This window comes from Cupriavidus sp. C2SS-8b (genome assembly GCF_057073745.1).
Genome location: NZ_CP172717.1, coordinates 1,400,783 through 1,426,636 on the forward strand (window position 1 = coordinate 1,400,783; position 25,854 = coordinate 1,426,636).

The window sequence follows — 25,854 nt, forward strand, 5'->3', positions numbered from 1 at the left end:
GCGCAATACGTGACAACCCGAACAAAACAAGACAGGAGACAACATGGGCGTGGGCTCAGCCTCTCCGGCGACACGCGCGGCCCGTCAGACATCCCTCGCGCCACACCTGGAGGCCGCGCGGCCTGCTGCGCTTGCGGTACGGCAGCGTTGACTGGCTGGACCTTGCGGCACTCGAAGCGCTCAACTAAAACTGGTACGCGACATGATCATGCTCGACCCCACCCGCCTCGATGCCTACCTTGCCCGCCTGGGCATCGGCGCCCCGCCTTCGCCCACACTGGAAGGACTCAACGCGCTGATTGCCGCCCAGCTCGCGCACATCCCGTTCGAGAACATCGACCCGCTGCTGGGCAGCCCGGTGCGAATCGATATCGACGCCATATTCGACAAGCTCGTCACGCGCCGGCGCGGCGGCTATTGCTTCGAACTCAACACGCTGCTCGCCGCCGCGCTGACGTCCCTGGGCTACGCCGTGACGCCGCTGGCGGCGCGCGTGCGCTGGGGCGTGGCCGACACGGTGCAAACCCTTGCTTCTCACATGCTGCTGCGCGTGGAAGTGGCGCATCGCAGCTATCTCGCCGACGTAGGCTTTGGCGGCCCCACGCCTTTCCAGGCGCTCCCCCTGTCCGCGCCGGCCGCCAGGTCGTTCCCGTACCGCCTGGCCGCGGCGCCGGAAGACGCCATGCCCGGCGCGTTCCATTGCCAGGATATGGAGGTGCGCGGCACGGAGGGCTGGCTCAAGGTCTACCGCTTCGACTTGTCGCCGCAGCCGTGGATCGATTTCATCCCGCGCAACTGGTACATCAGCACGCATCCGGACAGCATCTTTACGCAGCGGCTGATGCTTGCCCGCACCGACGGCGACTTGCGCCTGACCCTCGCCAATGGCGAACTGGCTGAACGCGGCGCCAAGGGCAACCTGCGGCGACAGACGCTGACTTCGGCCGGCGAGGTCATCGATGCGCTCGTCAATCGCTTCCAGATCGAACTCGACGCTGGCGTGCGCGATCGGCTCGAACGTGTGCTGCCGACGCTGCTGCACGCCTGAACCCCGAGGCTGTACGGACGCGCTCATGCATGCCGCGCATTGCCCGCAGAAAGAATACTGATATGGGCCCGCAGGCGGCCGCTTGCCTGTGGACTGGGCCAGAGGCCCCAACCATAATGTGCCGGCAGGCCCCGAGGGGCGCTGTCCAACAGAACACAGGCAGGCCCCGAACGGGCCGCACCGAAATCAGGAGACTTCATGTCATTGTTCGATTTGTCGGGCAAGGTCGCGATCGTGACGGGCTCATCGCGCGGCATCGGCCGTGCCATTGCGGAGCAGATGGCGGTCCAGGGCGCCAAAGTGGTCATATCGTCGCGCAAACTCGAAGCGTGCCAGGAAGTGGTCGACGCGATCAATGGTCGCCATGGCGCCGGCACCGCGATCGCCATCCCGGCCAATATCTCTTCGAAGGACGACCTGCAGCGCCTCGTCGATGAAACCAACCGCACGTTTGGCAAGATCGATGTCCTGGTCTGCAATGCGGCGTCGAACCCGTACTACGGTCCGATGAGCGGCGTGTCCGACGACCAGTTCCGCAAGGTGCTGGACAACAATGTCATCTCGAACCACTGGCTGATCCAGATGGTGGCGCCGCAGATGATCGAACGCAGGGACGGGTCGATCATCATCGTCTCGTCCATCGGCGGCCTGCGCGGCTCGCCGACCATCGGCGTGTACAACATCTCGAAGGCGGCCGACTTCCAGCTCGCGCGCAACCTCGCCGTGGAATTCGGCCCGCACAATGTGCGCGTGAACTGCATCGCGCCCGGACTGATCAAGACCGACTTCGCACGCGCGCTGTGGGAAGACCCCGAGCGCTACAAGCAATCGACCCAGGGTGCGCCGCTGCGCCGTATCGGCGAACCGGTCGAGATCGCCGGCGCGGCCGTTTTCCTGGCCTCCGCCGCGAGCACGTTCATGACGGGCCAGGCCATGGTCGTCGACGGCGGCGTCACGATCTGATGCCCTGACGCAAGGCGGCGCGACTGCATTGCGCGCTAGCCCGGCGATTCTGCATTTCCTGCATTTCCCTTGAAGGACGGCGTGTTGCGCCGTCCCCCAACCTGCATTGCAGTCCGGGAGGCAGTCATGTCCAGCAATTTCGAGCCGGCCGCCAACTGGCCCGCCATGTCACTGGCCGCGGCCCACGCCCGGCTTACCGCCCCGGGCGCTCCGTTCGAAACGGAAACGCGCGTCATTCGCGGCATTCCCACCACCGTCTGGAAAAACGCGCCGCCCACGCTGCGCGACCTGTTCCAGGCCACGCAAGCCTTCAGCGAACGCACCTTCGTGGTGTACGAAGACGAGCGCGTCACCTATACAGCCTTCCGGCGCGCGGCATTGCATGTCGCGCAGGCACTCGTGCGTGATGGCGTCCGCCCCGGCGACCGCGTCGCAGTCGCCATGCGCAACCTGCCCGAATGGCCGGTCGCGTTCTACGGCGCGCTGCTGACCGGCGCTATCGTCACGCCACTGAATGCATGGTGGACCGGCGCCGAGCTTGAATATGGACTGGCCGATTCAGGCAGCCGCGTGGCCATCGTCGACGCGGAACGGCTGGATCGACTCGTCGGACACGTGAACAATCTTCCTGCGCTGGAGCGTGTGTACGTATCGCGCGCTGGCTCGCTCGATGGCGATCCGAAGATCGTGCCGCTGGAAAGCGTGACCGGTCCCACTGCGAACTGGGCGACGCTGCCCGAGCTGCCGCTTCCCGACGTGGACATCTCACCGGAAGACGACGCAACCATCTTCTATACCTCGGGCACCACCGGCAAGCCCAAGGGCGCGCTTGGCACCCATCGCAATGCCACCAGCGTCGCCGTGGCTGGCCTGTTCAGCCCGCTGCGCAACTTGCTGCGCCGCGGCGAGCCGATTCCCGCCCCGGACCCCGCTGCGCCACAGAAGGCCGCGCTGCTGTCCGTGCCGTTCTTCCACGTGACCGGCTGCATGGCCGTGCTGAACAATGCGCTGGCGAGCGGCGGGAAGATCGTGCTGATGCATCGCTGGGATGCCTTGCGCGCGCTCGAGTTGATCGAGCGCGAGCGTTGCACCACGGCCGGCGGCGTGCCGACCATCGCCTGGCAGTTGCTGGAGCACCCGGAGCGCGCGCGCTTCGACCTGTCGTCGCTGGAGAGCATCAGCTATGGCGGCGCGCCGGCTTCGCCGGAACTCGTTCGTCGCATCGGCGAAACTGTTCCGCAGTCGGCGCCGGGGATCGGCTGGGGCATGACCGAAACGTCCGCCACGTTCACGAGCCATAGCGCGGAAGAATACGTCGTGCGTCCGGACAGCAGTGGTCCGGCCCTGCCGATTGGCGAAATGAAGGTCGTGGATGGCCGCGGACACGCGCTACCGGCTGGTGAAGCCGGCGAGCTGATGGTGCGCGGCGCGAACGTAGTGCGCGGCTATTGGAACAAGCCCGAGGCCACCGCACAGACCTTTGCCGATGGCTGGCTGCGCACCGGCGATATCGCCAGGCTCGACGACGAGGGCTATCTCTACATCGTCGACCGGATGAAGGACATGCTGATCCGTGGCGGCGAGAACATCTACTGCATCGAGGTGGAAAGTACGCTGTACGAGCACCCGGCGGTCATGGATGCCGCCCTGGTCGGCATTCCGCACAAGATGCTGGGCGAGGAACCGGGGGCCGTGGTCAGCCTGAAGCGCGGCCTGCACGCGACCGAAGCCGAGCTGCAGGCGTTTGTCGCGGAACGGCTGGCGGCGTTCAAGGTGCCGGTACGGATCCTGGTGCTACCCGACCTGCTGCCGCGCAATGCGAATGGCAAGATCCTGAAGTCGAACCTGCGCAAGCTGTTCGGGCCAGACGTCTGACCGGGGCCCGGCAACCCGGATAGCCGGGCGTTCGCGCGCTTACTTGACCGGAATGGCGGTCGCGGCGGGCACCGGCACGGCCGTCACGCTGTTCTGCGGGCTGCCGCTGACGATGCGGTCGGAATACGTCAGGTAGACCAGCGTATTGCGCTTGCGGTCGACGGCGCGGATCACATGCAGGGTCTTGAACAGGATCGACATGCGCTCCGAGAACACGTCGTCCTGCTGGCGCAGCGGCGCCTTGAACGAGATCGGCCCCACCTGCCGGCACGCGATCGACGCCTCGGGCGGGTCTTCCGCCATGCCCAGCGTCCCCTTGATGCCACCGGTCCGCGCGCGTGACACGTAGCAGGTCACGCCTTGCACCATCGGGTCGTCATACGCCTCGATGACCACCTTGTCCGAGCCGGTCATGCGGAAATTGGTATTGACACTGCCGATTTCCTCGGCCAGCGCATGGGCGCCGCCCGCCATCAGGCAGGCACCGGCAAGCAGGGAAAGCATGCGCGCCATGGCCAAATCAGCTCCCGGTCACTTTGATGGCGTCGCGGCGCTTTTCCATTTCCTGGCGCAGTTCGCGGCGCTGCTGGGCCGCCGCAAAGCGCTGGCGCTCGACTTCGTCGCGCGGCTCCAGCGGCGGCACCTCGGCGGGGGCGCCGTTGTCGTCGACCGCCACCATCGTGAAATAGCAGCTGTTGGTGTGGCGCACCAGCTTGCTGCGGATATTCTCGGTCACCACCTTGATGCCGATTTCCATGGAGCTGCGCCCGGTGAAGTTCACCGCAGCCAGGAAGGTCACCAGTTCACCGACGTGGATGGGCTGGCGGAACACCACCTGGTCCACCGACAGCGTGACCACGTACCGGCCGGCGTAGCGGCTGGCGCAGGCATAGGCGACCATGTCAAGGTACTTGAGGATGGTGCCGCCATGCACATTGCCGGAGAAATTGGCCATGTCCGGCGTCATCAGCACGGTCATGGAAAGCTGGTGGGACTGGTCGTTCATGATGGTGGTGCAAGTTGCGGGGGCCGAGGCGCGGCAGTGTAACCCGTAAACCGGCGCTCGGGGGCGACGGGGCGGATGTGGCCCAATTCGCCACCTGATATGGCCGGAGCGCCACGCGCGCCGCCAATAAAAAAGGTTCTTCACCGATTTCCGGGGAAGGCCGCCCGGATCTTCAGGAAGAAGTAATGGTCATCACGGAAGCCATAGGCCATCCGTTTGATGACCTTGATCCGGTTATTGATGCCCTCCACCAGATTGGTTCCCAACGGCCAGCGGCTATGAGCCAGGATGCCTGGCAGGTAAGGCTTGAGGCGTTTGGCGAACAGGCAAAGAGGTGCGATGCCGCTGGCCATGGCGCGCTCGTACCACCCTTGCCAGAAGCGCCGGGCGTAGCCGGGATGCCGGTATGTCCAAAGTGTCTTGAGATCGTCCTTGAGCACGTAGACGGTCATCAGCGCTTGGTTGGCCGCCAGTATTTCATCAAGCCGGATCTGATCGGCCTCACGGGTAACGTTCTCGCGGTTGCGCAACAGCAACCAGCGAGAAGACTTCACCACCTTACGGGCCGCCTTGTCGCCGCGTAGCCGATTGGCCTCATCCACCCTAACGCGATCGATGACTTCACGGCCGTACTTGGCCACCACATGGAACAGGTCATAGACGACCTGTGCGTGCGGGCAATGCATCTGCACTTCAAGGTCGTAGGCGGTATTCATGTCCATCACTGCGGCGCGAATCTTGGCGCAGCCTTCGGGGCCAAGTAGCTCGAAGAAGGGTCGGATTTCCTCTCGCGAGCGTCCGCGCCCAACCCAGAGTACCCGCTTGCTCGACGGCTCAACGATGACCGTGGCATAGCGATGGCCCTTCTGGATAGCAAACTCGTCCATCGCGATCACGGTGACGCCTTTCAGGTCGACCGGCCCCAGTTCCCGTTCCAGATGACGCAGGTCGATGCGCTTGACCGTAGTCCAGGCCAATTGATAGAAGGCAGCGACATGGCGCAACGACATGACCTTGCACAGTCGCGCTACGCTGGCGGCTAGCCGCGTTGTCACCCGCGCATAGGGTGCGAGCCAGTCCAGGCGTTCCAGCTTCGGGCCACATTGCCGGCAAGCTAGACGAAGTCGCGGCACGACCAACTCCACCGGAGTCTCGAACATAGGCAGATCCCGCACGCGTCGCTCTACCCGATCGTGGATACTGCTAACGCCTCGACCACAGCCATCGCAGCACCGCCTCCGGCGCCCCTTAGGTTCCAGCCGGATGAGGCAAATACGTTGCCCATTACGGGTCTCTTCCCAGCTATCGCGCAGGCGATAGCCTTCCCAGCAGCCGAGCTGGGCCATACAATCGCGCAGGGCCAACCTCCACCTTCCTGATTCTTGTTGTGTCGCAACTCCAAGATAACAGTGGTGGGCGCGTTGGCCCTTTTTGTTTCTATACGGTCACGCAGATCGGCGAAGAACCATAAAAAAGCGGCCCGACAGGCCGCTCTCTCGCTACTCCGGACGCAAACCGCTTACTTCTTCTTGTTCACGGCGTCCTTGAAACCTTGTCCAGCAGAAAACTTGACGGTCTTCGCGGCCGGAATCTTGATCGTTTCACCCGTGCGCGGGTTGCGGCCCGTGCGTGCGGCGCGTTTGCCCGAGCTGAAGCTGCCAAAACCCACCAGCGTTACCGAATCACCCTTTGCCACTGCCTTCTTGATACTGTCCAGCGCTGCGTTGAGCGCACGCTCGGCTGCGGCGTTGCTCAGTTCTGCTTCCGCGGCGATGGCCGATACCAGTTCACCTTTATTCATGGCTGATTTCCCTTGTTGGTCGTCGTCACCGATGTATCTGCCAGCAGGCATTGCATCGATCGGCGCAGTCTAATCTGCCCTTCGCGCCTTGGGCAATCCCCAGTGGCACCAATGCAACGAAAAAACCCGGAAATCCTTGCTTGAGGCCGGTTAGCGGGAGATTTCCGCCTCTGTTCCGGCCGCTTTCTCTCCGTTATTTCGGACTGGAGCGCAAGCGGACAGTGCCGGCCCTGTCGCCGCTTAGCAAGGCATCGCGGTGCAGCACCCACCATTCACCGCTATGGTGCAATGCACCGTCAAGGTTCATAAAAGCGCCAGCGGGCTGCATCATTCTGGCGCGCACCGGCGATGTGGCTCCTTTCTTATCGACGATCTGCACCACCTCCCCCCTTGGAAACCCGGGCCGCCCCTGCGGGAATTCGGTGCGAATTCCACCATGGCGGTGCAAATGGCACCAGTATGCAGCCAGTTCTGGAATGGTTTTTGCATACCCATGCTCCCATTTTGAGCATGAGGGACCTATGGACAATTGGAAGACTGGCACCGACGCCATGTTTATCCTGCTTGGCGCAATCATGGTGCTGGCCATGCACGCCGGCTTCGCTTTCCTGGAATTGGGCACGGTGCGCAAGAAGAACCAGGTCAATGCGCTGGTGAAGATCCTGGTGGACTTCGCGGTTTCCACCATTGCCTATTTCTTTGTCGGCTATACCGTCGCCTACGGCGTGCAGTTCATGGCAGGCGCCGATACGCTGGCGCAGAAGAGCGGCTACGAACTGGTCAAGTTCTTTTTCCTGGCGACCTTTGCCGCGGCCATTCCCGCGATTATCTCGGGCGGCATTGCGGAACGTTCGCGTTTCAATCCGCAGCTGGTCGCGACCTTTGTCCTGGTGGGCTTTGTCTACCCGTTCTTCGAAGGCATTGCCTGGAACCATCGTTTCGGCATCCAGGACTGGATCACCAGCCTGACCGGCGCCCCGTTCCATGATTTCGCCGGCTCGGTCGTGGTCCATGCGGTCGGCGGCTGGATCGCCCTGCCCGCAGTACTGCTGCTCGGCGCGCGCCGCGGCCGCTACCAGAAGGATGGCCGCATCAGCGCGCACCCGCCGTCGAACATTCCGTTCCTGGCGCTCGGCGCATGGGTGCTCGCGGTGGGCTGGTTCGGCTTCAATGTCATGAGCGCCCAGACCGTGGACAAGATCAGCGGGCTGGTCGCCATCAATTCATTGATGGCCATGGCCGGCGGCACGCTGGCCGCCTGGTGGGCCGGCCGCAACGACCCGGGCTTCGCCTACAACGGCCCGCTGGCAGGCCTGGTCGCCGTCTGCGCGGGTTCCGACCTGATGCATCCGCTCGGCGCGCTGATCACCGGCGCCGTGGCCGGTGTGTTGTTCGTCCACCTGTTCACGCTCGCGCAAAACAAGTGGCACATCGATGATGTCCTCGGCGTGTGGCCGCTGCATGGGCTATGCGGCGCCTGGGGCGGCATTGCGGCCGGCATCTTCGGCCAGCATGCGCTGGGCGGGATCGGCGGTGTTTCGCTGGGTGCGCAGCTCATCGGTACCCTGCTCGGCATCGTGATCGCCCTGGCGGGCGGCACCATCGTCTATGGCACGCTCAGGAAGCTGGTCGGCATCCGCCTCGATGCGGAAGCCGAATTCAACGGCGCCGACCTGACGCTGCACCGCATCTCGGCCACGCCCGAGCGCGAAACCAACTGGTAAGCCCGCCGCCAGGAACGCGCGCGCAGGCGCCGTTCCTGACAATTCTTTTCTTGAACTTCCCCAGACGGCATGGCAATAATTGCCGTGCCCGTCATCTTGCCGACGCGCCAGCGTGCAAGATTTGCCAGCCAGTTCTTCGCAGTTCTTCGTTTCGTGCCGGCCCTTTGCCGGCCATCAAACCAGGGGAATGCCGATGGATGCGTCAACGTTGGAGAAGTTGAGGATCGTGGTGATTGCCTATGCCACGGAGTTCGGGGTCAAGATCCTTGCCGCGCTGGCCTTCTGGATCATCGGCCGCTGGCTGATCCACGTGGTGGTGCGCATGGTCCAGGGCGGGCTGGGCAAGCAGCAGGTGGATCCGACCCTGCTGCGCTACGTCGGCTCGATCGTGACGGTCGCGCTGAATGTGGTCTTGGTGATCGGCATCCTCGGCTACTTCGGCATCCAGACCACGACCTTCGCGGCATTGATTGCCGCAGCCGGCGTGGCCATCGGCATGGCCTGGTCGGGCCTGATGGCCAACTTCGCGGCCGGCGCGTTCCTGGTCGTGCTGCGGCCGTTCAAGGTCGGGGATTTCGTGACCATCGGCGGGGTCACCGGCACGGTGCGCGAGATCGGCTTGTTCGCCACGACGCTCGACACGCCGGACAACGTCCTGACGGTGATCGGCAATAACAAGATCTTCTCGGACACCATCCAGAATTTCAGCATCAACCCGTTCCGCCGCGTCGAACTGAAGGCCCAGCTCGCCGGCAGCACCGACGCTGCCGCGGCGATGACGCTGCTCAAGGCGCGTATCGGCGCGATTCCGAACGTCCTGGCCGATCCTCCGGTCGACGTCGAGATCCTGGAATTCACGCTGGTCGGGCCGGTCCTGGCGGTACGTCCGTACTGCCACAACGACCACTACTGGCAGGTGTATTTCGACACCAATCGCATCATCCGCGAAAGCTTTGGCCAGGCAGGCTACGCCGCGCTCATGCCGGCGCAGATGGTGGTCGTGAAGAACGCCGCGGCCTGACGCTCAGGCTACCGCCGCCGCGGAAGGCCGCGCGCTTCCCCAGGCGCGCAGCGCTACCGCACCGACACCGCACACGGCCATCACCACTGCCAGCGGCAGTGCCGTGCCATCGTGCCACAGGCTGACGGCGGCGCCCGCGACGGTGCCGAGCGAAAACTGCAGCGTGCCCATCAGCGCGGAGGCCGTGCCGGCGCGATGCCCCTGATGCGTCAGCGCCAGCGCCGACGCATTGGGCGTGATGCAGCCCAGCGATCCGATAAAGACGAAGAACCCGGCCAGCAGCACGGGCAGCACCAGCACGCCGGCCAGCGCCGCGGCCGCCAGCATCAGGCCCGCGGCGCAGGGTGCCAGCACCGCGCGGCCGAGCACCTGGTCAAGCGTGCGCCCTTGCACCAGGCGCGCATTCAGCTGCGACATGGCGATCAGCCCGAACGCATTGGCACCGAAGACAAAACCATAATGCGAGGCGTCGATGCCGTGGAGTTCGATCAGCACGAACGGCGAGCCCGCGATATAGGCGAACATGCCGGCCTGTCCGAATCCGGCTGCCAGCGAATAGCCCAGGAACTCGCGGTCGCGCAGCAGCTCGATATAGCTGGCAGCGACCGTACCGGGATGCAGCGGCGCGGCGCGTTCCCGCGGCAGCGACTCTTCCATGCGGAAGTGCACCAGCGCCAGGATCAGCACGCCCGCAAGCGTCAGCAGCCAGAAGATGGCGCGCCAGCCCAGCGTCGTCAGGATGGCGCCGCCGATGATCGGCGCCAGGATCGGCGCCAGCCCCATCACCAGCATCAGCGACGAGAAGGCCCGGGCCGATTCGTGGGCCTCGAGCCGGTCGCGGATCACCGCGCGGGCCATCACCATGCCGGCGCAGCCGCCCAGCGCCTGCAGGAAACGCCAGAGCATCAGCGACTCGACGCTGCGCGCCATGGCGCAGCCGGCCGCGGCCAGCGCGTACAGGGCCAGGCCGACGTACAACGGCGGCTTGCGCCCGAAGCGGTCGCTGATCGGTCCGTAGAATGCCTGCCCGAGTGCCAGCCCGACCAGGAACGTGCCCAGCGTCAGCTGTACCTGGCCGATATCCACGTGCAGGTCCGCTGACAGCGCCGGGAAGCTGGGCAGGTACATATCGATCGATAACGGCGCAATGGCCGTCAGCGAAGCACAGATCAGCAGCCAGGCGGGAAAGCGCGCAGCCTTGTGGCTGCTGGAGGATTGAGGCATCAGTGTGAGTTCCGGAGGTCCGTGCCGGCGGCGGCGCGTGCCAGCCAGCCGCCAGACCGCGAATTGTTGCACAGCATGACAAACCTGGCTGGAATGACAGAATTCGATGCCCGTGACATCTGCCGCCCGACGTTGGCGGCACCTTGCCATGCCCCGCCAGCGTCGGGTTCGACAAATATCCTAATCTTGGCAGTATTGGCTTGACTGGCAGTTTTGCGAAGCCGCGCGCGAGTTAACGTGTGGCGCCGCTTTCACGCGAATGGGGGTGGAGGGTACAATGCGGCCTGTTGGCCCTGTCCATGCGACAGACCGGCGGCCGCGCAGAGAGGGGCGACAGGCTTGCCCCGGCAACGTTATCCTGCATGAGACTACGACACACGCCGTTCACCGCTACGCTAGTCACAGCCGCTCTCGCGGCTGTACTGCTGCGGCCCGGGCCGGCGCAAAGCGCGCCGACACCGCTGCGCACGCCCGCCTCGGCCACGGCGCCGGCGCCCGCCCCCGTATTCGATGAAGCCGACGCACTGTCCCGCATGCTCAAGGGCGCTGCCACCGGGCAGAATACCGGCGCCGCGGGCGTACCCGAACTGCTGCGCAATACCAATCGGCCCGACAGCGTGCTGGCGCGCGCGTGCCGTCAGCTCAACGATGCACTGCCGATAGAAATTGATGCGGAAACCCGGCTGCGCCGCTGCCAGTCGACGCCGGGCAAACACGTCCTGTTCCAGCTCGAGCTGACCAACTACCGTGGGCCGATGCTGGATCTTGCAAGCTTCGAGGTCAACTACGCGGCGCCGCTGCAGCGCAATATCTGCGCCAACCGCGACGTGGAAATCCTGACCAAGCTTGGCGTCAGCATGATGTTCCGCTACATGACACGGAACGATCGCGGCGAACGCCGCGTGGGCGACGTCTACATCAACGCGCCGATCTGCACCGCGGCCCTGCGCTGAGGACCGCGGCGGAACTTCGTTGCGCCGCGCGAGCGTACCGCGCCCTGCTCCGTATCACGCGGCGCGCGGACGCAGCGGCAGCACGTTCGGGGCGCGCCGGACCAGCAGGCGGATATCCTTCCACCCGGCATCGGCCAGCGGCGATCCCCAGACCAGTTCATGCAGCCTTGACAGCGCGAAGGGATCGCCCAGCAGGATATGCCGCTGCGACGCCGTCAGCGCGCGCGGGCCGCCCGTCAGTGCGTGCTGTACCAGTGCCGCGTGGCGCTCCTTCACGGATTCGGGTTGCACGACGCGGGCCGAAGCCGTGGCGCACATCAGCGCGTTGGTCACCGGATCCACCACGGCATCCACGAAGTCGGGCGTCTCGGCCACTTGCTCCACGTGTTGCTGGGTTTCGACGATTTCCCTTGGCGGCATGGCCTCCTCGGGAATCATGAACAGCCCAGCCTCGCGCGATGCGCGGCCGAACGACACCCGCGACAGCATGACCGACAGCGGGATCGACAATGCCAGCGAACCCACGATCGGCAGCAGCCACAGCACGAAGGACGGATTCAGCCAGTACACCAGCGCACCCCACGCGAGCCCGAGCACCGTGTGCCCTCCATGCCGGCGCAGCGCTTCTCCCCAGGAGGTCTCCGCGTCTTCGCGCGGCGGCGATTTCCAGGAAATCCCCCAGCCGCTGTAGGCCGCCACCACGAACTTGGTGTGGAACAGCATGCGGGTCGGCGCCAGCAAGGCGGACAGCACGACTTCAATCAGCATGCTAAGCACCAGGCGCGGCAAGCCACCATACTGGCGGGCCTGCCGCACCAGCAGCAGCACACTGGCCACCTTGGGCAGGAACAGCAGCGTGGCAGTGGCCGAGAACAGCGCAAGCGCCTTCTCCGGATGCCATTCGGGCCAGGTCGGGAACAACTGGTAAGGCTGCGTGAAATATTCAGGCGGCACCAGCGCATGGCGGGCCAGCATCGCCGTGGACAACAGCAGGAACAAGAACCACAGCGGCGCCGACAGGTAGGCCATGATCCCGGTCAGGAACACGGCACGGTGCACCACGTGAAAGCCCTGCTTCAGCCACAAGCGAAAGTTCATCAGGTTGCCCTGGCACCAGCGGCGGTCGCGCTTGACCTCGTCCAGCAGGTTCGGCGGCAGCTCCTCGTAAGAACCCGGCAGGTCGTACGCAATCCATACGCCCCAGCCCGCGCGGCGCATCAGTGCGGCTTCGACAAAGTCGTGCGACAGGATCTCGCCCGACAGCGGCCCGCGCCCGGGCAGCGGCGCCAGCGCGCAGTGTTCCATGAAGGGCTTCACGCGGATGATCGCGTTGTGGCCCCAGTAGTGCGACTCGCCCAGTTGCCAGTAATGCAGGCCCGCCGTGAACAGCGGACCGTACACGCGCGTGGAGAATTGCTGCACGCGCGCATAGAGGGTTTCTCGCCCCACTGCCAGTGGCGCGGTCTGGATGATGCCTGCACCCGGATTCGCCTCCATCAGGCGCACCAGCGTGGCCAGGCAATCGCCGCTCATCACGCTGTCGGCGTCGAGCACCACCATATAGCGGTACTTGCTGCCCCAGCGACGGCAGAAGTCGGCCACGTTGCCGGTCTTGCGCTTGACGCGGTGACGGCGCCAGCGATAGAAGATGCGACCGAAACCGCCTACCGCGCGGCACACTTCCATCCACGCGTCGACCTCGGCCGTGCGCAGGTCCGGGTTGCCGCTGTCGGACAGGACGATGAAATCGAAATTGGCCAGGTGGCCCGTGCGCTCGAGCGATTCGTAGGTCGCGCGCAGGCCGGCGAACACGCGGGTCACGTCCTCGTTGCAGATCGGCATGATGACCGCCGTGCGCGCATCGGGCGCAAGCGGTGCATCGGGCGCGGCCGAGCGCGAGATCAGGTGCCGGTCGCCGCCTTTGGCCAGCACCAGGAAACCCATCATGGCCGTCCAGAAGCCGGCCGAGACCCACGAGAACAGCACTGCGAACAAGACCAGAATCGCGATCTCGAGCGGATCGGCGCCATGGTATGGCAGCACCTTGGTCATGAAGTACGTGGCCAGCACCGTCTGCGCGACCACCAGCCCCAGCAGGAACCAGCGCCGGTGCGAACCGGCGGGATGCCACTTGCCTTCGGCATCGGGACCATCGTGCAGGGTGTCCCAGGTTTCAGGAACCTGAGGGCGGCCCAGCATGCGGCGCCAGGTGTTGCGCAGCCAGCCCGTGACGATATGCGGCGGCCACTGGCGCGGCACCATCGAGCTGCGCTCCGGCTCGGGTCCGGTATCGACATGGACGGTGCCGTCGGGCCTGCGCTTGAGCAAGGGCTCGCCGGCGGCTTGCGGATTGCCGTAGGCCAGCGAGAAACGACGCGCTACGGAAGCGTAGGTCGGTCCGCCTGGCGCGGGGGAGTCACCCTTGGCGGGTTCGCGCGCCGATAGCCTGGATTGCAGTTGTTCGATCGCAGCCTGGGCATCGCGCGGATCGATGGAGATTCCGGCGGTTGCTGCAGTTGCGGCGGTTGCGGCGGTTATGGGCGCAGGCGGATCGGCCAGCAATTCCGTGCGCAACTCAGAGGATACGGGCAGGCGGTCGACATAGCGCTCGCATGCCGCCGCCTGGGCCGGTCGCTGCTTTAGCCTGGGGGTAAGATGTAGCTCCACGTCTCGGATAAGGTTGTATTGCCGTTGCGAAGATAGCCGCGCAACTCAACCGGCTTGTTGACATCCTTGCGGCGCATCACCATGGTCATGCGCCAGCCGCCGGTGGCGTCATTGCGCTGCACCGACGTCTTGATCAGTTCGGCATTGGCATCGGCCGACACCACCGGGTCGATGCGCACATCGGCCGGCAGCTTGCGGAAGGCGGGGCCTTCGAAATCCACCACCAGCGAGAAGCTTGTGTCGTCCTGCTTGCGCGTGAGACCCTGCCCCAGGCGCGTCTGCGTGACCCACGACAGCGGCGGCATCTGCTCGCCATCTTTCTGCCACATCAGGCGGTATTCGTAGTCGAACGGCTGCCTGGGCTTGGGCGGGTTGTCGGGCACCCAGTAGGCGACGATGTTGTCGTTGGTCTCGTCGGGCGTCGGGATCTGGACCAGCTCCACCCTGCCCGAGCCCCAGTTCCCACGGGGCTCGACCCAGCCGCTCGGCCGTCGCTCATACCACGCGCCGATCTCCTGGTAGCTGGCAAAGTTGCGGTCGCGCTGCATCAGCCCGAAGCCCTGCGGATTGGTCTCGGAAAACGACGTGACCAGCAGGCGCTTCGGATTGACCAGCGGCCGCCAGACCCATTCGCCGGTGCCGAGATGAATCGAAAGCCCGTCGGAGTCGTGGACTTCCGGGCGGAAGTCGGATTGCGACGATGGCTGGTTCTCGCCGTACAGGTACATGCTGGTGAGTGGCGCCAGGCCAAGCTTGGTCACGTTCTCGCGCAGGAACAGGCGCGACTTGACCTCCATCGTGGTCTCTTCGCCGGGCTTGATGACGAAGCGGTAGGCACCGCTGATGCGGCGCGAATCCATCAGCGCATAGATCGTCAGCTGCTTGTCCGAAGCCGAGGGCCGCTCGATCCAGTACTCGACGAAACGCGGGAACTCCTCGCCCGAATTGAGCCCGGTGTCCACCGCAAGTCCGCGCGCGGAGAGCCCGTACCACTGATCCTTGCCGAGCGCTCGGAAGTAGCTCGCGCCCAGGAACGATGCCAGCTCGTCCTTGCGCTTGCCCTGGTTGAGCGGATACAGCACGCGGAAACCGGCGAAGCCCAAACCCTTGAGCCGCGCGGCATCGACCTTGTGCGGACCGTAGTTGAACGCGGCCGGATCGAAGCGGAACTCGCGCACGCTGCCGCTGACGACTTCGTGGATGCGCACGGGCTGGTCGAACACCATGCCCTCATGGAAGAACGACAGCTCGAACGGCAGGCGCGTATTGCGCCACGCAAAGCGCTCGGGCTTGTATTCGATCTCGCGGTACTGATCGTAGGACAGCTCGCGCAGTTCACGCGGCAGGTTCTGTGCGGGTGCCTTATAGGGAGACGCCGCCAGCTGGCGTGCCCGCGCCGCCACCGTATCGAAATCGAAGGCATGTGCCGTCATGGCAAGCACGGCCAGCGCGCCGCCACCCAGCCACCGGGCCACGCGCACGCGCGTGCTGGCCGATGCCCCGCGACAGCGGGCACGGTCGGAAGGCCGTGCAAGCAAAGGTTCGGACAGGCGTAGCGTGGCGTTTGATGACATGAATGCCCAGATTGGAAATGTGGACGGTGCAACCGGCTCTTGCGGCCGGAATGGCGGACAGCCTGGCGGACGACTCAGGGGTCCGCCAAGCAAGAGACAGACCTGACATGACGGTCATGGCCGGCCCGGGCGCGAAAAAAACCGAGCCAGCCGGCCCGGTCTCGCTTTGGGTGCGAAGTGCAATAAACCTTAACAATTCGAGACGAGAAAGTCACGTTTCGATCACGCAAGGTTTGCAACAAAATGAAACCCTGCCGCGGCAAAGGCGCATCGCGCGGCTGCCGCGGACGTCCGCGTCACACCGCGCAGACAGCAGCAACTACCGCGCGGCGTGGGACCGGCCAGCTACGAGGCGCTACTGCTTCGCACCGTCGGTGTAGGTGTCGAACTTGCCGGCCTTGGCGCCGTCCGTGTACGGGTCAGCCTTGCCGGCCTTGGCACCGTCCGTGTACGGGTCTGCCTTGCCGACCCGCTTGGCATCGTCGATCGGCTGGAGCTGGTCGGTACGCGCGCCGGGGGCCAGCGAGGTCACGTTGTCGGACTTCGCGCCTTCGGTATAGACATCGAATTTGCCGGTCTTGGCGCCGTCGGTGTAGGTGTCGAACTTGCCAGCTTTGGCGCCGTCCGTGTACGGATCGAACTTTCCGCTCTTGGCAGCCGGGGACTGGGCATGCACGACGCCGAACGCGGCGGCGAAGGCCAGGCCGAGGGTAAGGTGGCGCAGCTTCATGGGGACTCCTCTCGCGCTGATTGCGCGTTGTGCCCCGTTGCCTGTCAATGCGGATGACATCGCGGCAAGCACCAGTGGCAACAATCAACGCTAGGCCAGTGAAAATCGCCTGTCAACCACGCCACCGCGCATGCGGCGCGAGAGGCGCCGCGTGCCGTCATCGGCGCGCTGGTTGGGCTTACAATGCACTGGCCCGCGCGACGGCACGCCGCGCCAACGAACCGAAAAGGAACGACCATGCTGTCTCGGCAAGCCCGCCGCCTCCCCACCGTTGCCCTGGTCAGCGCCCTGGGCGCCACGCTGATGTTCGCCGTGTCCGCTCCCGCCCAGGCGTACTTCGACAACTACCTGTCCGGCACCATCATCGGCAAGCTGAACAAGGATGAAGCGGCGTCGTTCGCCAAGTCGATCGGCAAGGCTTTGAACGACACCGCTGACGGTCAGTCGATCACCTGGGAGTTTCCGGCCAGCGGCAAGCGGCTGCCCGTCGACGGCACGCTGACGCCGGTCACGAGCAAGACCGACCAGGGCCAGTCGTGCCGGCGACTCAAGACCGACCTCAAGCGCGGCACCGCCGAAGAGCACTGGAGCGGCTGGTTCTGCAAGCAGAAGGACGGCCAGTGGAAGTCACGCCAGGTCGCTGAATAAGGGCCGCCAGGTCGTCAACGGCACAGCCGGCGCATCAGCTCCGAGGCCACCGACCCGGTGGCCGCCGGCTGGAACCGCGAAGCTTGCGCCGCGCGGATCGTGTACAGCGCCTCGCCGCGGGCGAAGCGTTTGCTGTAGAGCGTCTGCTCCACCACGGCCACCATCGACGATGCGCAGTTGAGTACCATGCGCTTGAGCGAGGACCGGATCGGTTCGCCATTCGCGGTACGGATCACCCCGGTCGGCGCATTGCGCATCACCACCACGCCGACTTCCGGCCCGGCACGCTTGACGGCGACCTGGTCGAAGTACGAAATCACGCCGTTGGCGCCCATCAGAGGAAGCCAGCGCTGGGGATCCGGCGCCGCCGCTTCCGGCGCGGCGACAACGGTACAGCCTTCGCGTGGCGTGGCGCGGAAGACCGTGTCTCCGGACGCCAGCTGGCACTGGTACAGGCCGGCGGCAGCGGCGGGACGGCTCTCGTAGCCCATCCCGGATTCAGCGTGGGCGCTCAGGCCCATGGCGCAGCCGCACAGCACGGCAGCGCATCGGACAATGCGGAAAATCATTGAATCACCCTCGAATTGACGGGAAAAACGAGCCGCATTGTCGCATATGCCGCCGCGCTTGCCGACCCGCGCGACGCGAATTCAACCACGCGTCAGCCGTGAATCTCGCGCCAGGCAACCAGATCGGCGATCGTGAGCACCGGCAGCCGGTACATTTCAGCAAACGCCAGCGCCTCGGGCCGGCGCGCCATGGTGCCGTCGGGATTCATCAATTCGCATAGGACCGCGGCGGGGGACAGGCCGGCCATCCGGGCCAGTTCCACCGAGCCTTCGGTATGCCCCCGCCGCACCAGGACACCGCCATCCACGGCGACCAGCGGGAACACGTGGCCCGGGCTGACCACGGCATCGCGCCCGGCATCGTCCGCGATTGCCGCGCGAATGGTCGTGATGCGGTCCACTGCGCTCACGCCGGTGGTAACGCCTTCGCGCGCCTCGATCGACACGGTGAACGCCGTTCCGTACTGGCTGCGATTGTTTTCCACCATGGGGCGCAACCCAAGCTCGCGCACCTTGCCGGCAGTCAGGCACAGGCACACGATGCCGCTGCATTCGCGGATCATCATGGCCATGTTGGAGGGCGTCAGGCACTCGGCGGCCAGGATGAGATCGGCCTCGTTCTCCCGATCGTCGTCGTCGAGCAGCACAACCGGGCGGCCTTCGCGCATGGCGTCGAGCGCCTGAGCAATGCGCAGGGCCAACGGGCGCTCGTCCACGTCGGACGCGAGCGTGATGGAATCGGATTCGTTGGAAAGGTTTGACATGAAACGCTCCTTGCTTGCTGATCAGTGGGCGTTTCAGGGGAGGATCAACGGAAGCACGCAGGCAACCCGGGCAGGCACATGGCATGACGGCACGCACCCGTGCGCGGACTCATGCGTCCGGCCGCGGCAAGCATGACCATCGATGCCCTGCACCGGAGCCGGCCAGGCAGGCTTCCGCCCATCTTCTTTCATCCGGACTATGACCGTCGGCCCTGGCCTCGCACCAGGTCTGCTGACCCTGCACGCAATGTGCAGGCGCTCGCGGGCTCGCCGCATCGTACGGAAACATACGCTGCGGCATACCGCCGGTGGGGACTTTCACCCCGCCCTGAAGACGTAACGGTGCCGGCGTCTTGCGCCCGTGCTTCGATAACAAGGGGCCCAAAGTGCCGGCGGGGCGATGGTAGCACGACTGTGCTTTTTTCTTCGGCGTGCAACGTGGCCCGCCGTGTACTACAACTACCTTAGGTGTGATGAAAAAGGGACTGTGCGCGTCACCGCCCGGTCCCGGACGCGCCCATGCGGCACGGTCCGGGTCTTCCCCCGACAATAACGAGCCAACCTATGCGACCGCTGCCCGACGCCCGGCCCGGCTGTTCCGCGACTGCACCCCTGCTCCGCCAGACTTCACGGACGCGATGTTTGAGGCGGGCGGCCCTGGTCGCCGTCGTCTCGGGCATAGCCTTGGGGAGCGGCCTGGCCCAAGCGGCCCCACCGATCCCCGCGGTCCAGATCGGCTACGGGGTCGACAACAAGCATGACATCCAGAAAATCGAAGCCGCCTTCCTGTGGGACTCCGGCTTTGCCTGGGGCAACCCGCAAGGCCTGCTGGCCGACGTGCTCTGGGAGGTCAATGTTGCACGCTGGCATAGCACCAGCAGCAACAACCCCCGCAACCCCTGGGAATTCGGCTTCTCGCCGGTGGCCAGGCTGCAGTGGAAGCGCTATAGCTGGGTGCCGTTCCTGGAACTGTCGCTTGGCGTGCGCCTGTTGACCGAGACCCGAACTTCCGACGATCACGCGTATTCCACCGCCTTCCAGTTTTCGGAATACGCGGGTGTCGGCGTGGCGTTCGGCAAGGCGCAGCAGTTCGCGGTCGGCTACCGCTACCAGCACATCTCGAATGGCGGGATCAAGGAGCCGAATCCCGGCACCGGCTTCAGCACGGTGTACCTGCGCTACCGCTTCTGACGCCGCGGAGGCGAATCGTGCGCCAGCGTCTCGAACACCTCGCGCGTGGCCTCGTCGGCCGGAAAAAAACACTCGATGCGCATTTCCTGCAGCGTGACGTCCTGCGGAATGCCAAGCGTCGTAATGGTGGAAAACAACGAGGCGCGGAACGCTCCGGCACGCAGCGTGACCGGCAGCACTGGCGGTGGCGGTCCCTCGGCCGCGTCCTCATCAGGCAGCAGCGCACCGGCCGGGCTCACCATATCCGGATGCCAGGCCGCGATGCGCGCGAAGATTTCGCGCGCGGACTGGTCATTCGCCTGGACCTGGAGTTCCTGCCAGACCCGCCGCAGCAGGTAGCGGCCAACCTGCCGGGCGTTCTCGATCACCGGCCACAAGCCGTGCGGATCGAACACGGTCAGCATCAGGTTGATGCGCTCGCCGCCCTCCTCCAGCGCCGCAGGCACTCTGCCGTCGAGCAGCACATCGAACATGCGCCGATAAGCCGGGTTGGCGTCGACCAGGTTCCAGAAGCGGTCGAGCACCACGGCAGGGAACGGCTCCTGCTTCGCGAGAATCAGCGAAATGGCGTGCTGAACCATCTGCAGAGGCGGAGAGACGAGCGTGTGTTCGCTATATCCCGGAGCAAACCCGCCCGCCAGCAACATGCGGTTGCGCTGGCGCAGCGGCACGCCGAGTCGTTCGGCCAGCGCCAGCACCATCTCGCGGCTAGGCCTGGAGCGGCCGGACTCGAGGAAACTGATGTGGCGCTGCGACACCCCCGCTGCCAGCGAAAGCGCAAGCTGGCTATAGCCGCGCCTGCCGCGCCAGTATCGCAGCAGGCCGGGAAAATCGAGGGCGGTTTCGGAACCGGGCGTCAGCGTCTCCATGTCGCGTATTACAGCATGAGACACATTGCCCGGCGACTACCTTGAAGGTAATCAGCAAGATTCACGGAGGCCCGATGCCAATGCGGAACCACCTCATCAGCCGACACCCTGGGTCAGGCGGCATGTCCGCGACGCCCCAACGCCCGACCACCGCAGGGAGACAACCGCGCGTCAGCAGTTGCCCTTCTTGGCTTGACCCGGCGGACAGAAGCTCTGGTTGCCGTACTGATCCACCCTGCAATTTCCCTTCTTGGCCTGGCCAGGCGGGCAGCCACCATGCCCGGCACCGTAACCGTCGTCGTATGGCGCAACCACACAGCCGGCCAGCAAAGCCGTGCTCGCCAAAAGCAGCGCAAGTCCTCGGAACATTATGTTTTCCCTTTTGTGGAGATTATTGTCAGACAGAGGATAACGGACCGGCTTGCTTGCGCCAGTAACAAATCGCAAATAGCCACGATTTTTGCCACACCTGCATGGGCGCAGTCCACATCACCCCGAGACAGGTTGTAACAGGCGAATGGTATGCTTGACCTTTTGATTCCCGCGCGCGAAGGGCGCGCACCCTGATGGAAATTGCCATACTGCTGGCGCTGATTCTGCTCAACGGTCTGTTCGCCATGTCCGAAATCGCGCTGGTCACCGCCCGCAAGGCGCGTCTGCAGCGCCGGATTGAAGAAGGCGACCGCGGAGCAATCGAGGCTGTCAAGCTTGGCGAAGACCCGACCCGCTTCCTGTCCACCGTCCAGATCGGCATTACGTCGATTGGCGTGCTCAACGGCGTGGTGGGTGAATCCACGCTGGCGCAGCCGCTGGGCGTATGGTTGCAGGGCTTCGGGCTGACACAGCCCACTGCAGGCTACGTGGCCACGGCCATCGTCGTGGCTGGCCTGACCTATTTCTCGATCGTGCTGGGTGAACTGGTGCCCAAGCGCCTGGGACAGCTGGCCCCCGAGGCCATCGCCCGGCTGGCGGCACGGCCGATCGCCTGGCTCGCCGTGGCCAGCACGCCGTTCGTCAAGCTGCTGTCCGGGTCGACACGCCTGGTCCTGCGTGCGCTTGGCGTCAATACCAATCGCGGTCCGGGCGTGACCGAGGAAGAAATCCACGCACTGCTGGTCGAGGGCTCGGAGGCCGGCGTCATCGAGCATCACGAGCACACCATGGTACGCAATGTGTTCCGCCTCGATGACCGCCAGCTGGCTTCGCTGATGGTGCCGCGGGGGGACGTGGTCTACCTGGACGTCGAAGTGCCGCTGGAAGACAACCTCAAGCGCATCGAGGAATCGGACCATTCCCGCTTTCCGGTCGTGCGCGGCGGCATGCACGACATCGTTGGCGTGGTGAGTGCGCGCCAGTTGCTGGCCCGCCGCCTGCGCGGCGAGGAAGCCGACCTGATGACCGTGGTGCAGCCGGCGGTGTTCGTGCCCGAGAGCGTCACGGGCATGGAACTGCTGGAGAACTTCCGCGGCTCCGGCGGCCAGGTTGCGTTCGTGATCGACGAGTACGGCGAGGTGCTCGGGCTGGTCACGCTGCAGGACCTGATCGAAGCCATCACCGGCGAATTCAAGCCCGATAGCGTGGACGAGGAATGGGCGATCCAGCGTGAAGACGGCTCCTGGCTGCTCGATGGCCTGATCCCCATTCCCGAACTGAAGGACCGCATCGGCCTGCGCCAGGTGCCCGAGGAAGAGAAAGAGCGCTACCACACGCTCTCCGGCATGCTCCTGCTGCTGCTCGGCCGGTTGCCGCAAACCGCGGACAGCGTCCAGTGGCAGGACTGGCGCTTTGAAATCCTGGACATGGACGGCAAGCGCATCGACAAGGTCCTGGCCTCGCGCGTGCCGCCATCCGAAGGCCCCGAAGAAGACACCACCGGCTGACGCCGGCATATGGATCGCATGCGCCAAGACGACGCCGACAACAGCGCCGGTCAACGTGCCGGCAATGCGTACGACATGGTCCAGCCGGCCGCCTTCGTGGCTGCGCTGGCGGATTGCCGCGCATCTTCCGGCGGCGCGCAACTGGTCATTCTCGCCATTCGACTCGATCGCTTTGCCAGCGCGTGCGAATCGCTCGGCCCCAAAGGGGCGGCCCGGCTGCGCCAGCTCGTGCTGGCGCGCCTGACGCGCTGGCTTCATCCGCAAGCCCGCGTGTATTGGCTGGGTTCGGCCGATCTTGCCGTCCTTACCTTGCTGCCGGCCACAACGCCGGATCCGGTCCGTTTGGGACAGCGCCTGGCCGATGAACTGGCCCGCCCTTTCACGCTGGACGGCGCCGAGCCGTTCCTGTCCTGCAGCGTCGGCGTGTCGCTCGACCACCCCGACGTAGCCGCCGAACGCAGCCTGCAGCATGCCATCGACGCCATGCTGCGGATCTGCCGCCAGGGGGGAGACGGGCTGGCCAGCGCCGCGCGGGCCGGGCCACCCGCGGAGGATCAGGTGCTCACGGCCTTGCCGTACGCGCTGGAACGCGGCGAACTGGGCCTGCACCTGCAGCCCCGCGCCGATTTCGAGGGCGCACGGATCAGCGGTTACTCGGTGCGGCTGCGCTGGCGCCATCCCGCACTCGGCAGGGTCGCGCCGCAGGACTTCCTGCCAGCGCTGGATAGTCTCGGGCTGATGGGACCGGTGGGCAACTGGCTGCTTCGCAGCCTGGCTCCGCTGGCCCGCGCGGCGGCGGATATTGGCCCGCTGCAGTTCACCTTGCTGGCCTCCAGCGCGCAACTGCATCAACTGGACATGGTCGATGCGCTCGCGCGCACGCTCGATACCGGGGCCATCGCACCGCAACAGCTTTGCATCGAAGTGCCGTCCGCCAACGTTCCCGACGATGCCGAACTGATTGCCAGGTTCGAAGCGCTGCGCGAGCGCGGCCTGCAACTTTCGCTCGGCGACTTCGACGATCATCCGGAAAGCCTGGAAACGTTTGCCCGCCTGCGGCCCGACCGTGTCACGCTGGACGTGCGCAGCCTTGGCCACGCCCACCAGCCCGCCAATGCGGCGCCCGGCTTGCGGGCCGCCTGCGCGGTAGCGCGCAAGGCCGGGGCCATGGTCTGCGCCAAGGGCGTGGAAACACGCAAGCAGCTGGAACAGGTGCATGGCTGGGGCTGCCACAGCATCCAGGGCTATCTGCTGGCCCAGCCGTTTCCGGCTAACTGGCTGACCCAGACGCACTGGGCGATCCAGCAGCGCGCCGGGGAGCTGCTCGGGCCGGCGGCATGATGCCATCGAGTGTGGCGGCCCGGGTACGATTTACAAATTGCGACACATCACATGTGATGCCAAACCCGGCTGGCGAGTAAAATCTGCCGCGCAATATTCATGAACTCAAAGGAGCCCGGCGTGAAAAAAGGTTGGATCTGGTGCGTACTGCTCGCGACCTTGCTGGCTGGCTGCAATACCATGGCCGGACTCGGCCAGGATCTCCAGCGCGGCGGCCAGAAACTGGAAGGCGCGGCAGACAGCCACAAGTAAGCGGCCAAGCCCTTTTGGAAGGGCTCGGCGCACAAGACAAAACGGCACGCATTGCGTGCCGTTTTGCTTTTCAACCGGACGTCATGCCGGACGGCGATGGCGTCCGGTATCTCAGGGCAGCCGCAGTGACGCGGCGTGTTCGGCCAGCTTGCGGATGCGGCCCCAGTCGCCGGCGGCGACGGCGTCCTTGGGCACCACCCAGGAACCGCCCACGCACGCCACGTTCGGCAAGGCGAGGTAGCTCGGCGCCAGCGCCGCATCAATCCCGCCCGTCGGGCAGAAACGCAGCTGCGACAGCGGTCCGTACAGCGACTTGAGCATCGGCACGCCGCCGGCGGCCTGTGCCGGGAAGAACTTCAGGAAAGAGAAGCCGGCTTCCAGCGCGGCCATCGCCTCGCTGGCCGTGGCCACGCCGGGGAGCAGCGAAATGCCGGCGCCCTGCGCCCCTGCCGCCAGCGCGGGCGTCAGGCCAGGCGACACGGCAAACTGCGCGCCGGCATCGCGCACGGCATGGAGCTGGTCCACGGTCAGTACCGTGCCGGCGCCCACGCACGCACCCGGTATCTTCGCCGCCACGGCACGCATGGCGTCCATGGCCACCGGCGTGCGCAGCGTGATTTCAAGCAGCGGCAGGCCGCCGGCCACCAGCGCTTCGCTGACGTGCAGGGCCTCGTCGACAGAGCTGAACTCCAGTACAGGAATGACCGGCACATTGGCCAGCCGCGCGAGCAGCGGGGAAGGTTGAACTTGCATGGCAGTCTGGATGGTTGCGGACATGAAGGCAGATTCGTGGATCAGTCGATCAATGCATCAGGCAATCACGGACACCGACTGCGCCAGCCTGGCGAACACGGTTTCCGCGGATGGAATCGGCGCCACCGCGCCATAGCCCGTGGTGGACAGCGCAGCGGCCACGTTCGCATAGCGCGCGGCCTCGAACGGATCGGCGCCCGCGGCCAGCCGTGCGATGAAGCTGCCGCCGAAGCAGTCGCCGGCGCCAGTGGCATCGAGCGGCTTGACGGCAAACGGCTGAACCAGCGTGCGCGATTCGGGCGTGGCCACGTAGGCGCCCTCTTCGCCCAGCTTGAGGGCCACCAGGCCGACGCCGCAGCCGAGCAAGAAGTCGACGATGGCGTCGCGGTCATCGAGCCCCGTCAGCACGGTAATGTCGTCCCAGCTCGGCAGGCACACGTCGGTGAGCGAAAACGCCTCGCGCATGATGCCGCGCGCGCGCGCCAGCGACCACAGGCGCAGCCGCAGGTTGGTATCGAGCGACACCTTCACGCCGGCCTTGCGCGCATGCTCCATCGCGGCCAGTCCCGCATCGCAGGCGCTGGTGCTGATAGCCAGGCTGATGCCCGACAGGTGCAAAAACCTGGCCTGTGCGATCGCGGCCAGCGGCAGCAGTTCGTGATGGTAGCGAGCCGCGGCCGAACCTTCGCGCAGGTAGTCGAAGCGGTGGCCATGGTTGTCATGGCTCACGAAATACACGCCGGTCGGCGCGACCGGATCGACGCGAACGTGGCGCGTGTCCACACGCTCTTGCGTCCACAGCGCCATCAGGCGTTCGCCGAAGCTGTCGGCACCGACCGCGGTGATATAGCCGGTGGCCGCGCCCTGCCGCGCGGCAGCGATGCAGAAATTCGAAGTGTCGCCGCCAAAGCCCTGCAGGTAGCGGGTCGGATCGTCGGGCTGCTGGTTGAACTCCACCAGCGGCTCGCCATAGGCCAGGATATCGATGCTCATGGCGCGCT

Annotated in this window: 25 protein-coding genes and 1 riboswitch; of the genes, 11 read left to right on the forward strand and 14 right to left on the reverse strand. The window is 65.5% G+C overall.

The genetic code is table 11. The features are described 5' to 3' along the window. Window positions 1-202: 202 nt before the first annotated feature. The 3 genes from ACIGJB_RS23385 (at window position 203) to ACIGJB_RS23395 (ending at window position 3,886) form a co-directional block, all read left to right on the forward strand. Window positions 203-1,048 (forward strand): arylamine N-acetyltransferase family protein, encoded by an 846-nt coding sequence (locus tag ACIGJB_RS23385; protein ID WP_483732383.1) that lies wholly within the window; start codon window positions 203-205, stop codon window positions 1,046-1,048. A gap of 198 nt (window positions 1,049-1,246) precedes the next feature. Next, window positions 1,247-2,011, forward strand: coding sequence for an SDR family oxidoreductase (locus tag ACIGJB_RS23390; RefSeq protein WP_483732384.1), 765 nt, complete (start codon window positions 1,247-1,249; stop codon window positions 2,009-2,011). Between the two features lie 126 nt (window positions 2,012-2,137). Next, window positions 2,138-3,886: a class I adenylate-forming enzyme family protein gene (locus tag ACIGJB_RS23395; RefSeq protein ID WP_483732385.1), complete on the forward strand. Its 1,749-nt coding sequence runs from the start codon at window positions 2,138-2,140 to the stop codon at window positions 3,884-3,886. Between the two features lie 39 nt (window positions 3,887-3,925). Here the strand turns inward: ACIGJB_RS23395 and ACIGJB_RS23400 are convergent, their stop codons facing one another. The 4 genes from ACIGJB_RS23400 to ACIGJB_RS23415 form a co-directional block, all read right to left on the reverse strand. Then, window positions 3,926-4,399, reverse strand: a complete 474-nt coding sequence (locus ACIGJB_RS23400; protein WP_483732386.1) for a CreA family protein — start codon at window positions 4,397-4,399, stop codon at window positions 3,926-3,928. Window positions 4,400-4,406: 7 nt separating this feature from the next. Beyond that, window positions 4,407-4,892: an acyl-CoA thioesterase gene (locus tag ACIGJB_RS23405; protein ID WP_483711740.1), complete on the reverse strand. Its 486-nt coding sequence runs from the start codon at window positions 4,890-4,892 to the stop codon at window positions 4,407-4,409. Between the two features lie 140 nt (window positions 4,893-5,032). Continuing rightward, window positions 5,033-6,238: an ISL3 family transposase gene (locus tag ACIGJB_RS23410; RefSeq protein WP_483729871.1), complete on the reverse strand. Its 1,206-nt coding sequence runs from the start codon at window positions 6,236-6,238 to the stop codon at window positions 5,033-5,035. A 173-nt stretch (window positions 6,239-6,411) separates the two neighbouring features. Beyond that, the gene (locus ACIGJB_RS23415; RefSeq protein WP_008651272.1) at window positions 6,412-6,693 is read right to left on the reverse strand and encodes an HU family DNA-binding protein; all 282 of its coding nucleotides are present in this window, start codon (window positions 6,691-6,693) and stop codon (window positions 6,412-6,414) included. Between the two features lie 521 nt (window positions 6,694-7,214). On the opposite strand from ACIGJB_RS23415, the gene ACIGJB_RS23420 reads away from it, so the two are divergent. Then, complete coding sequence (locus ACIGJB_RS23420; RefSeq protein ID WP_483732387.1) at window positions 7,215-8,417, forward strand: ammonium transporter; 1,203 nt, start codon at window positions 7,215-7,217, stop codon at window positions 8,415-8,417. A 193-nt stretch (window positions 8,418-8,610) separates the two neighbouring features. After that, window positions 8,611-9,438 carry a mechanosensitive ion channel family protein gene (locus tag ACIGJB_RS23425; protein WP_483732388.1) on the forward strand — a complete coding sequence of 276 codons (828 nt, stop codon included), beginning with the start codon at window positions 8,611-8,613 and terminating at the stop codon, window positions 9,436-9,438. A 3-nt stretch (window positions 9,439-9,441) separates the two neighbouring features. Here ACIGJB_RS23425 and ACIGJB_RS23430 read toward each other — a convergent pair whose 3' ends face one another. Then, window positions 9,442-10,662, reverse strand: coding sequence for a Bcr/CflA family multidrug efflux MFS transporter (locus ACIGJB_RS23430; RefSeq protein ID WP_483732389.1), 1,221 nt, complete (start codon window positions 10,660-10,662; stop codon window positions 9,442-9,444). A gap of 362 nt (window positions 10,663-11,024) precedes the next feature. On the opposite strand from ACIGJB_RS23430, the gene ACIGJB_RS23435 reads away from it, so the two are divergent. After that, window positions 11,025-11,615: a hypothetical protein gene (locus ACIGJB_RS23435; RefSeq protein WP_483732390.1), complete on the forward strand. Its 591-nt coding sequence runs from the start codon at window positions 11,025-11,027 to the stop codon at window positions 11,613-11,615. A 54-nt stretch (window positions 11,616-11,669) separates the two neighbouring features. Here ACIGJB_RS23435 and mdoH read toward each other — a convergent pair whose 3' ends face one another. The 3 genes from mdoH to ACIGJB_RS23450 form a co-directional block, all read right to left on the reverse strand. Continuing rightward, window positions 11,670-14,282, reverse strand: a complete 2,613-nt coding sequence (gene mdoH, locus ACIGJB_RS23440) for a glucans biosynthesis glucosyltransferase MdoH (RefSeq protein WP_483732391.1) — start codon at window positions 14,280-14,282, stop codon at window positions 11,670-11,672. After that, the gene (locus tag ACIGJB_RS23445) at window positions 14,255-15,856 is read right to left on the reverse strand and encodes a glucan biosynthesis protein G (RefSeq protein WP_483732392.1); all 1,602 of its coding nucleotides are present in this window, start codon (window positions 15,854-15,856) and stop codon (window positions 14,255-14,257) included. The genes mdoH and ACIGJB_RS23445 overlap by 28 nt, the downstream gene beginning before the upstream one ends. Window positions 15,857-16,211: 355 nt before the next feature. Continuing rightward, window positions 16,212-16,586: a hypothetical protein gene (locus ACIGJB_RS23450; protein WP_483732393.1), complete on the reverse strand. Its 375-nt coding sequence runs from the start codon at window positions 16,584-16,586 to the stop codon at window positions 16,212-16,214. A gap of 237 nt (window positions 16,587-16,823) precedes the next feature. Here ACIGJB_RS23450 and ACIGJB_RS23455 point away from each other — a divergent pair, with 237 nt between their 5' ends. Then, window positions 16,824-17,234, forward strand: coding sequence for an RT0821/Lpp0805 family surface protein (locus tag ACIGJB_RS23455; protein ID WP_483732394.1), 411 nt, complete (start codon window positions 16,824-16,826; stop codon window positions 17,232-17,234). A 14-nt stretch (window positions 17,235-17,248) separates the two neighbouring features. Here the strand turns inward: ACIGJB_RS23455 and ACIGJB_RS23460 are convergent, their stop codons facing one another. Beyond that, on the reverse strand, window positions 17,249-17,803 hold the full coding sequence (locus tag ACIGJB_RS23460; protein WP_483732395.1) for a surface-adhesin E family protein: 555 nt from the start codon (window positions 17,801-17,803) through the stop codon (window positions 17,249-17,251). 92 nt (window positions 17,804-17,895) lie between these two features. Further along, on the reverse strand, window positions 17,896-18,567 hold the full coding sequence (ribB, locus tag ACIGJB_RS23465) for a 3,4-dihydroxy-2-butanone-4-phosphate synthase (protein WP_483732396.1): 672 nt from the start codon (window positions 18,565-18,567) through the stop codon (window positions 17,896-17,898). 176 nt (window positions 18,568-18,743) lie between these two features. Continuing rightward, window positions 18,744-18,907: riboswitch (FMN riboswitch) on the reverse strand. 302 nt (window positions 18,908-19,209) lie between these two features. Here ribB and ACIGJB_RS23470 point away from each other — a divergent pair. Beyond that, window positions 19,210-19,758, forward strand: a complete 549-nt coding sequence (locus ACIGJB_RS23470; protein ID WP_483732397.1) for an acyloxyacyl hydrolase — start codon at window positions 19,210-19,212, stop codon at window positions 19,756-19,758. Here ACIGJB_RS23470 and ACIGJB_RS23475 read toward each other — a convergent pair. Both ACIGJB_RS23475 and ACIGJB_RS23480 read right to left on the reverse strand, forming a co-directional pair. Further along, the gene (locus ACIGJB_RS23475) at window positions 19,746-20,627 is read right to left on the reverse strand and encodes a helix-turn-helix domain-containing protein (RefSeq protein WP_483732398.1); all 882 of its coding nucleotides are present in this window, start codon (window positions 20,625-20,627) and stop codon (window positions 19,746-19,748) included. The two genes, ACIGJB_RS23470 and ACIGJB_RS23475, sit on opposite strands and share 13 nt — an antisense overlap. A 171-nt stretch (window positions 20,628-20,798) precedes the next feature. Beyond that, the gene (locus tag ACIGJB_RS23480; RefSeq protein ID WP_483711753.1) at window positions 20,799-20,996 is read right to left on the reverse strand and encodes a hypothetical protein; all 198 of its coding nucleotides are present in this window, start codon (window positions 20,994-20,996) and stop codon (window positions 20,799-20,801) included. A 197-nt stretch (window positions 20,997-21,193) separates the two neighbouring features. Here ACIGJB_RS23480 and ACIGJB_RS23485 point away from each other — a divergent pair, with 197 nt between their 5' ends. From ACIGJB_RS23485 to ACIGJB_RS23495, 3 genes are all read left to right on the forward strand, one after another. Continuing rightward, complete coding sequence (locus tag ACIGJB_RS23485) at window positions 21,194-22,507, forward strand: hemolysin family protein (RefSeq protein WP_483732399.1); 1,314 nt, start codon at window positions 21,194-21,196, stop codon at window positions 22,505-22,507. 18 nt (window positions 22,508-22,525) lie between these two features. After that, window positions 22,526-23,848, forward strand: a complete 1,323-nt coding sequence (locus ACIGJB_RS23490; protein WP_483732400.1) for an EAL domain-containing protein — start codon at window positions 22,526-22,528, stop codon at window positions 23,846-23,848. A gap of 120 nt (window positions 23,849-23,968) precedes the next feature. After that, window positions 23,969-24,100 (forward strand): entericidin A/B family lipoprotein, encoded by a 132-nt coding sequence (locus tag ACIGJB_RS23495; RefSeq protein ID WP_483732401.1) that lies wholly within the window; start codon window positions 23,969-23,971, stop codon window positions 24,098-24,100. Between the two features lie 111 nt (window positions 24,101-24,211). Here the strand turns inward: ACIGJB_RS23495 and eda are convergent, their stop codons facing one another. Continuing rightward, window positions 24,212-24,853, reverse strand: coding sequence for a bifunctional 4-hydroxy-2-oxoglutarate aldolase/2-dehydro-3-deoxy-phosphogluconate aldolase (eda, locus tag ACIGJB_RS23500; protein WP_483734642.1), 642 nt, complete (start codon window positions 24,851-24,853; stop codon window positions 24,212-24,214). A gap of 57 nt (window positions 24,854-24,910) precedes the next feature. Next, window positions 24,911-25,846, reverse strand: coding sequence for a sugar kinase (locus tag ACIGJB_RS23505; protein ID WP_483732402.1), 936 nt, complete (start codon window positions 25,844-25,846; stop codon window positions 24,911-24,913). Between the last annotated feature and the right edge of the window lie 8 nt (window positions 25,847-25,854).

Bases quoted from the DNA above. Each gene is read 5' to 3' on its own strand.
- ACIGJB_RS23450 (WP_483732393.1), bottom strand. From the start codon at position 16,586: ATGAAGCTGCGCCACCTTACCCTCGGCCTGGCCTTCGCCGCCGCGTTC.
- ACIGJB_RS23415 (WP_008651272.1), bottom strand. From the start codon at position 6,693: ATGAATAAAGGTGAACTGGTATCGGCCATCGCCGCGGAAGCAGAACTG.
- ACIGJB_RS23435 (WP_483732390.1), top strand. From the start codon at position 11,025: ATGAGACTACGACACACGCCGTTCACCGCTACGCTAGTCACAGCCGCT.
- ACIGJB_RS23460 (WP_483732395.1), bottom strand. From the start codon at position 17,803: ATGATTTTCCGCATTGTCCGATGCGCTGCCGTGCTGTGCGGCTGCGCC.
- ACIGJB_RS23430 (WP_483732389.1), bottom strand. From the start codon at position 10,662: ATGCCTCAATCCTCCAGCAGCCACAAGGCTGCGCGCTTTCCCGCCTGG.
- ACIGJB_RS23455 (WP_483732394.1), top strand. From the start codon at position 16,824: ATGCTGTCTCGGCAAGCCCGCCGCCTCCCCACCGTTGCCCTGGTCAGC.
- ACIGJB_RS23410 (WP_483729871.1), bottom strand. From the start codon at position 6,238: ATGGCCCAGCTCGGCTGCTGGGAAGGCTATCGCCTGCGCGATAGCTGG.
- ACIGJB_RS23425 (WP_483732388.1), top strand. From the start codon at position 8,611: ATGGATGCGTCAACGTTGGAGAAGTTGAGGATCGTGGTGATTGCCTAT.
- ACIGJB_RS23445 (WP_483732392.1), bottom strand. From the start codon at position 15,856: ATGTCATCAAACGCCACGCTACGCCTGTCCGAACCTTTGCTTGCACGG.
- ACIGJB_RS23395 (WP_483732385.1), top strand. From the start codon at position 2,138: ATGTCCAGCAATTTCGAGCCGGCCGCCAACTGGCCCGCCATGTCACTG.
- eda (WP_483734642.1), bottom strand. From the start codon at position 24,853: ATGCAAGTTCAACCTTCCCCGCTGCTCGCGCGGCTGGCCAATGTGCCG.
- ACIGJB_RS23420 (WP_483732387.1), top strand. From the start codon at position 7,215: ATGGACAATTGGAAGACTGGCACCGACGCCATGTTTATCCTGCTTGGC.
- ACIGJB_RS23390 (WP_483732384.1), top strand. From the start codon at position 1,247: ATGTCATTGTTCGATTTGTCGGGCAAGGTCGCGATCGTGACGGGCTCA.
- ACIGJB_RS23400 (WP_483732386.1), bottom strand. From the start codon at position 4,399: ATGGCGCGCATGCTTTCCCTGCTTGCCGGTGCCTGCCTGATGGCGGGC.
- ribB (WP_483732396.1), bottom strand. From the start codon at position 18,567: ATGTCAAACCTTTCCAACGAATCCGATTCCATCACGCTCGCGTCCGAC.
- ACIGJB_RS23405 (WP_483711740.1), bottom strand. From the start codon at position 4,892: ATGAACGACCAGTCCCACCAGCTTTCCATGACCGTGCTGATGACGCCG.
- ACIGJB_RS23505 (WP_483732402.1), bottom strand. From the start codon at position 25,846: ATGAGCATCGATATCCTGGCCTATGGCGAGCCGCTGGTGGAGTTCAAC.
- ACIGJB_RS23485 (WP_483732399.1), top strand. From the start codon at position 21,194: ATGGAAATTGCCATACTGCTGGCGCTGATTCTGCTCAACGGTCTGTTC.
- ACIGJB_RS23385 (WP_483732383.1), top strand. From the start codon at position 203: ATGATCATGCTCGACCCCACCCGCCTCGATGCCTACCTTGCCCGCCTG.
- ACIGJB_RS23475 (WP_483732398.1), bottom strand. From the start codon at position 20,627: ATGGAGACGCTGACGCCCGGTTCCGAAACCGCCCTCGATTTTCCCGGC.
- ACIGJB_RS23490 (WP_483732400.1), top strand. From the start codon at position 22,526: ATGCGCCAAGACGACGCCGACAACAGCGCCGGTCAACGTGCCGGCAAT.
- ACIGJB_RS23480 (WP_483711753.1), bottom strand. From the start codon at position 20,996: ATGTTCCGAGGACTTGCGCTGCTTTTGGCGAGCACGGCTTTGCTGGCC.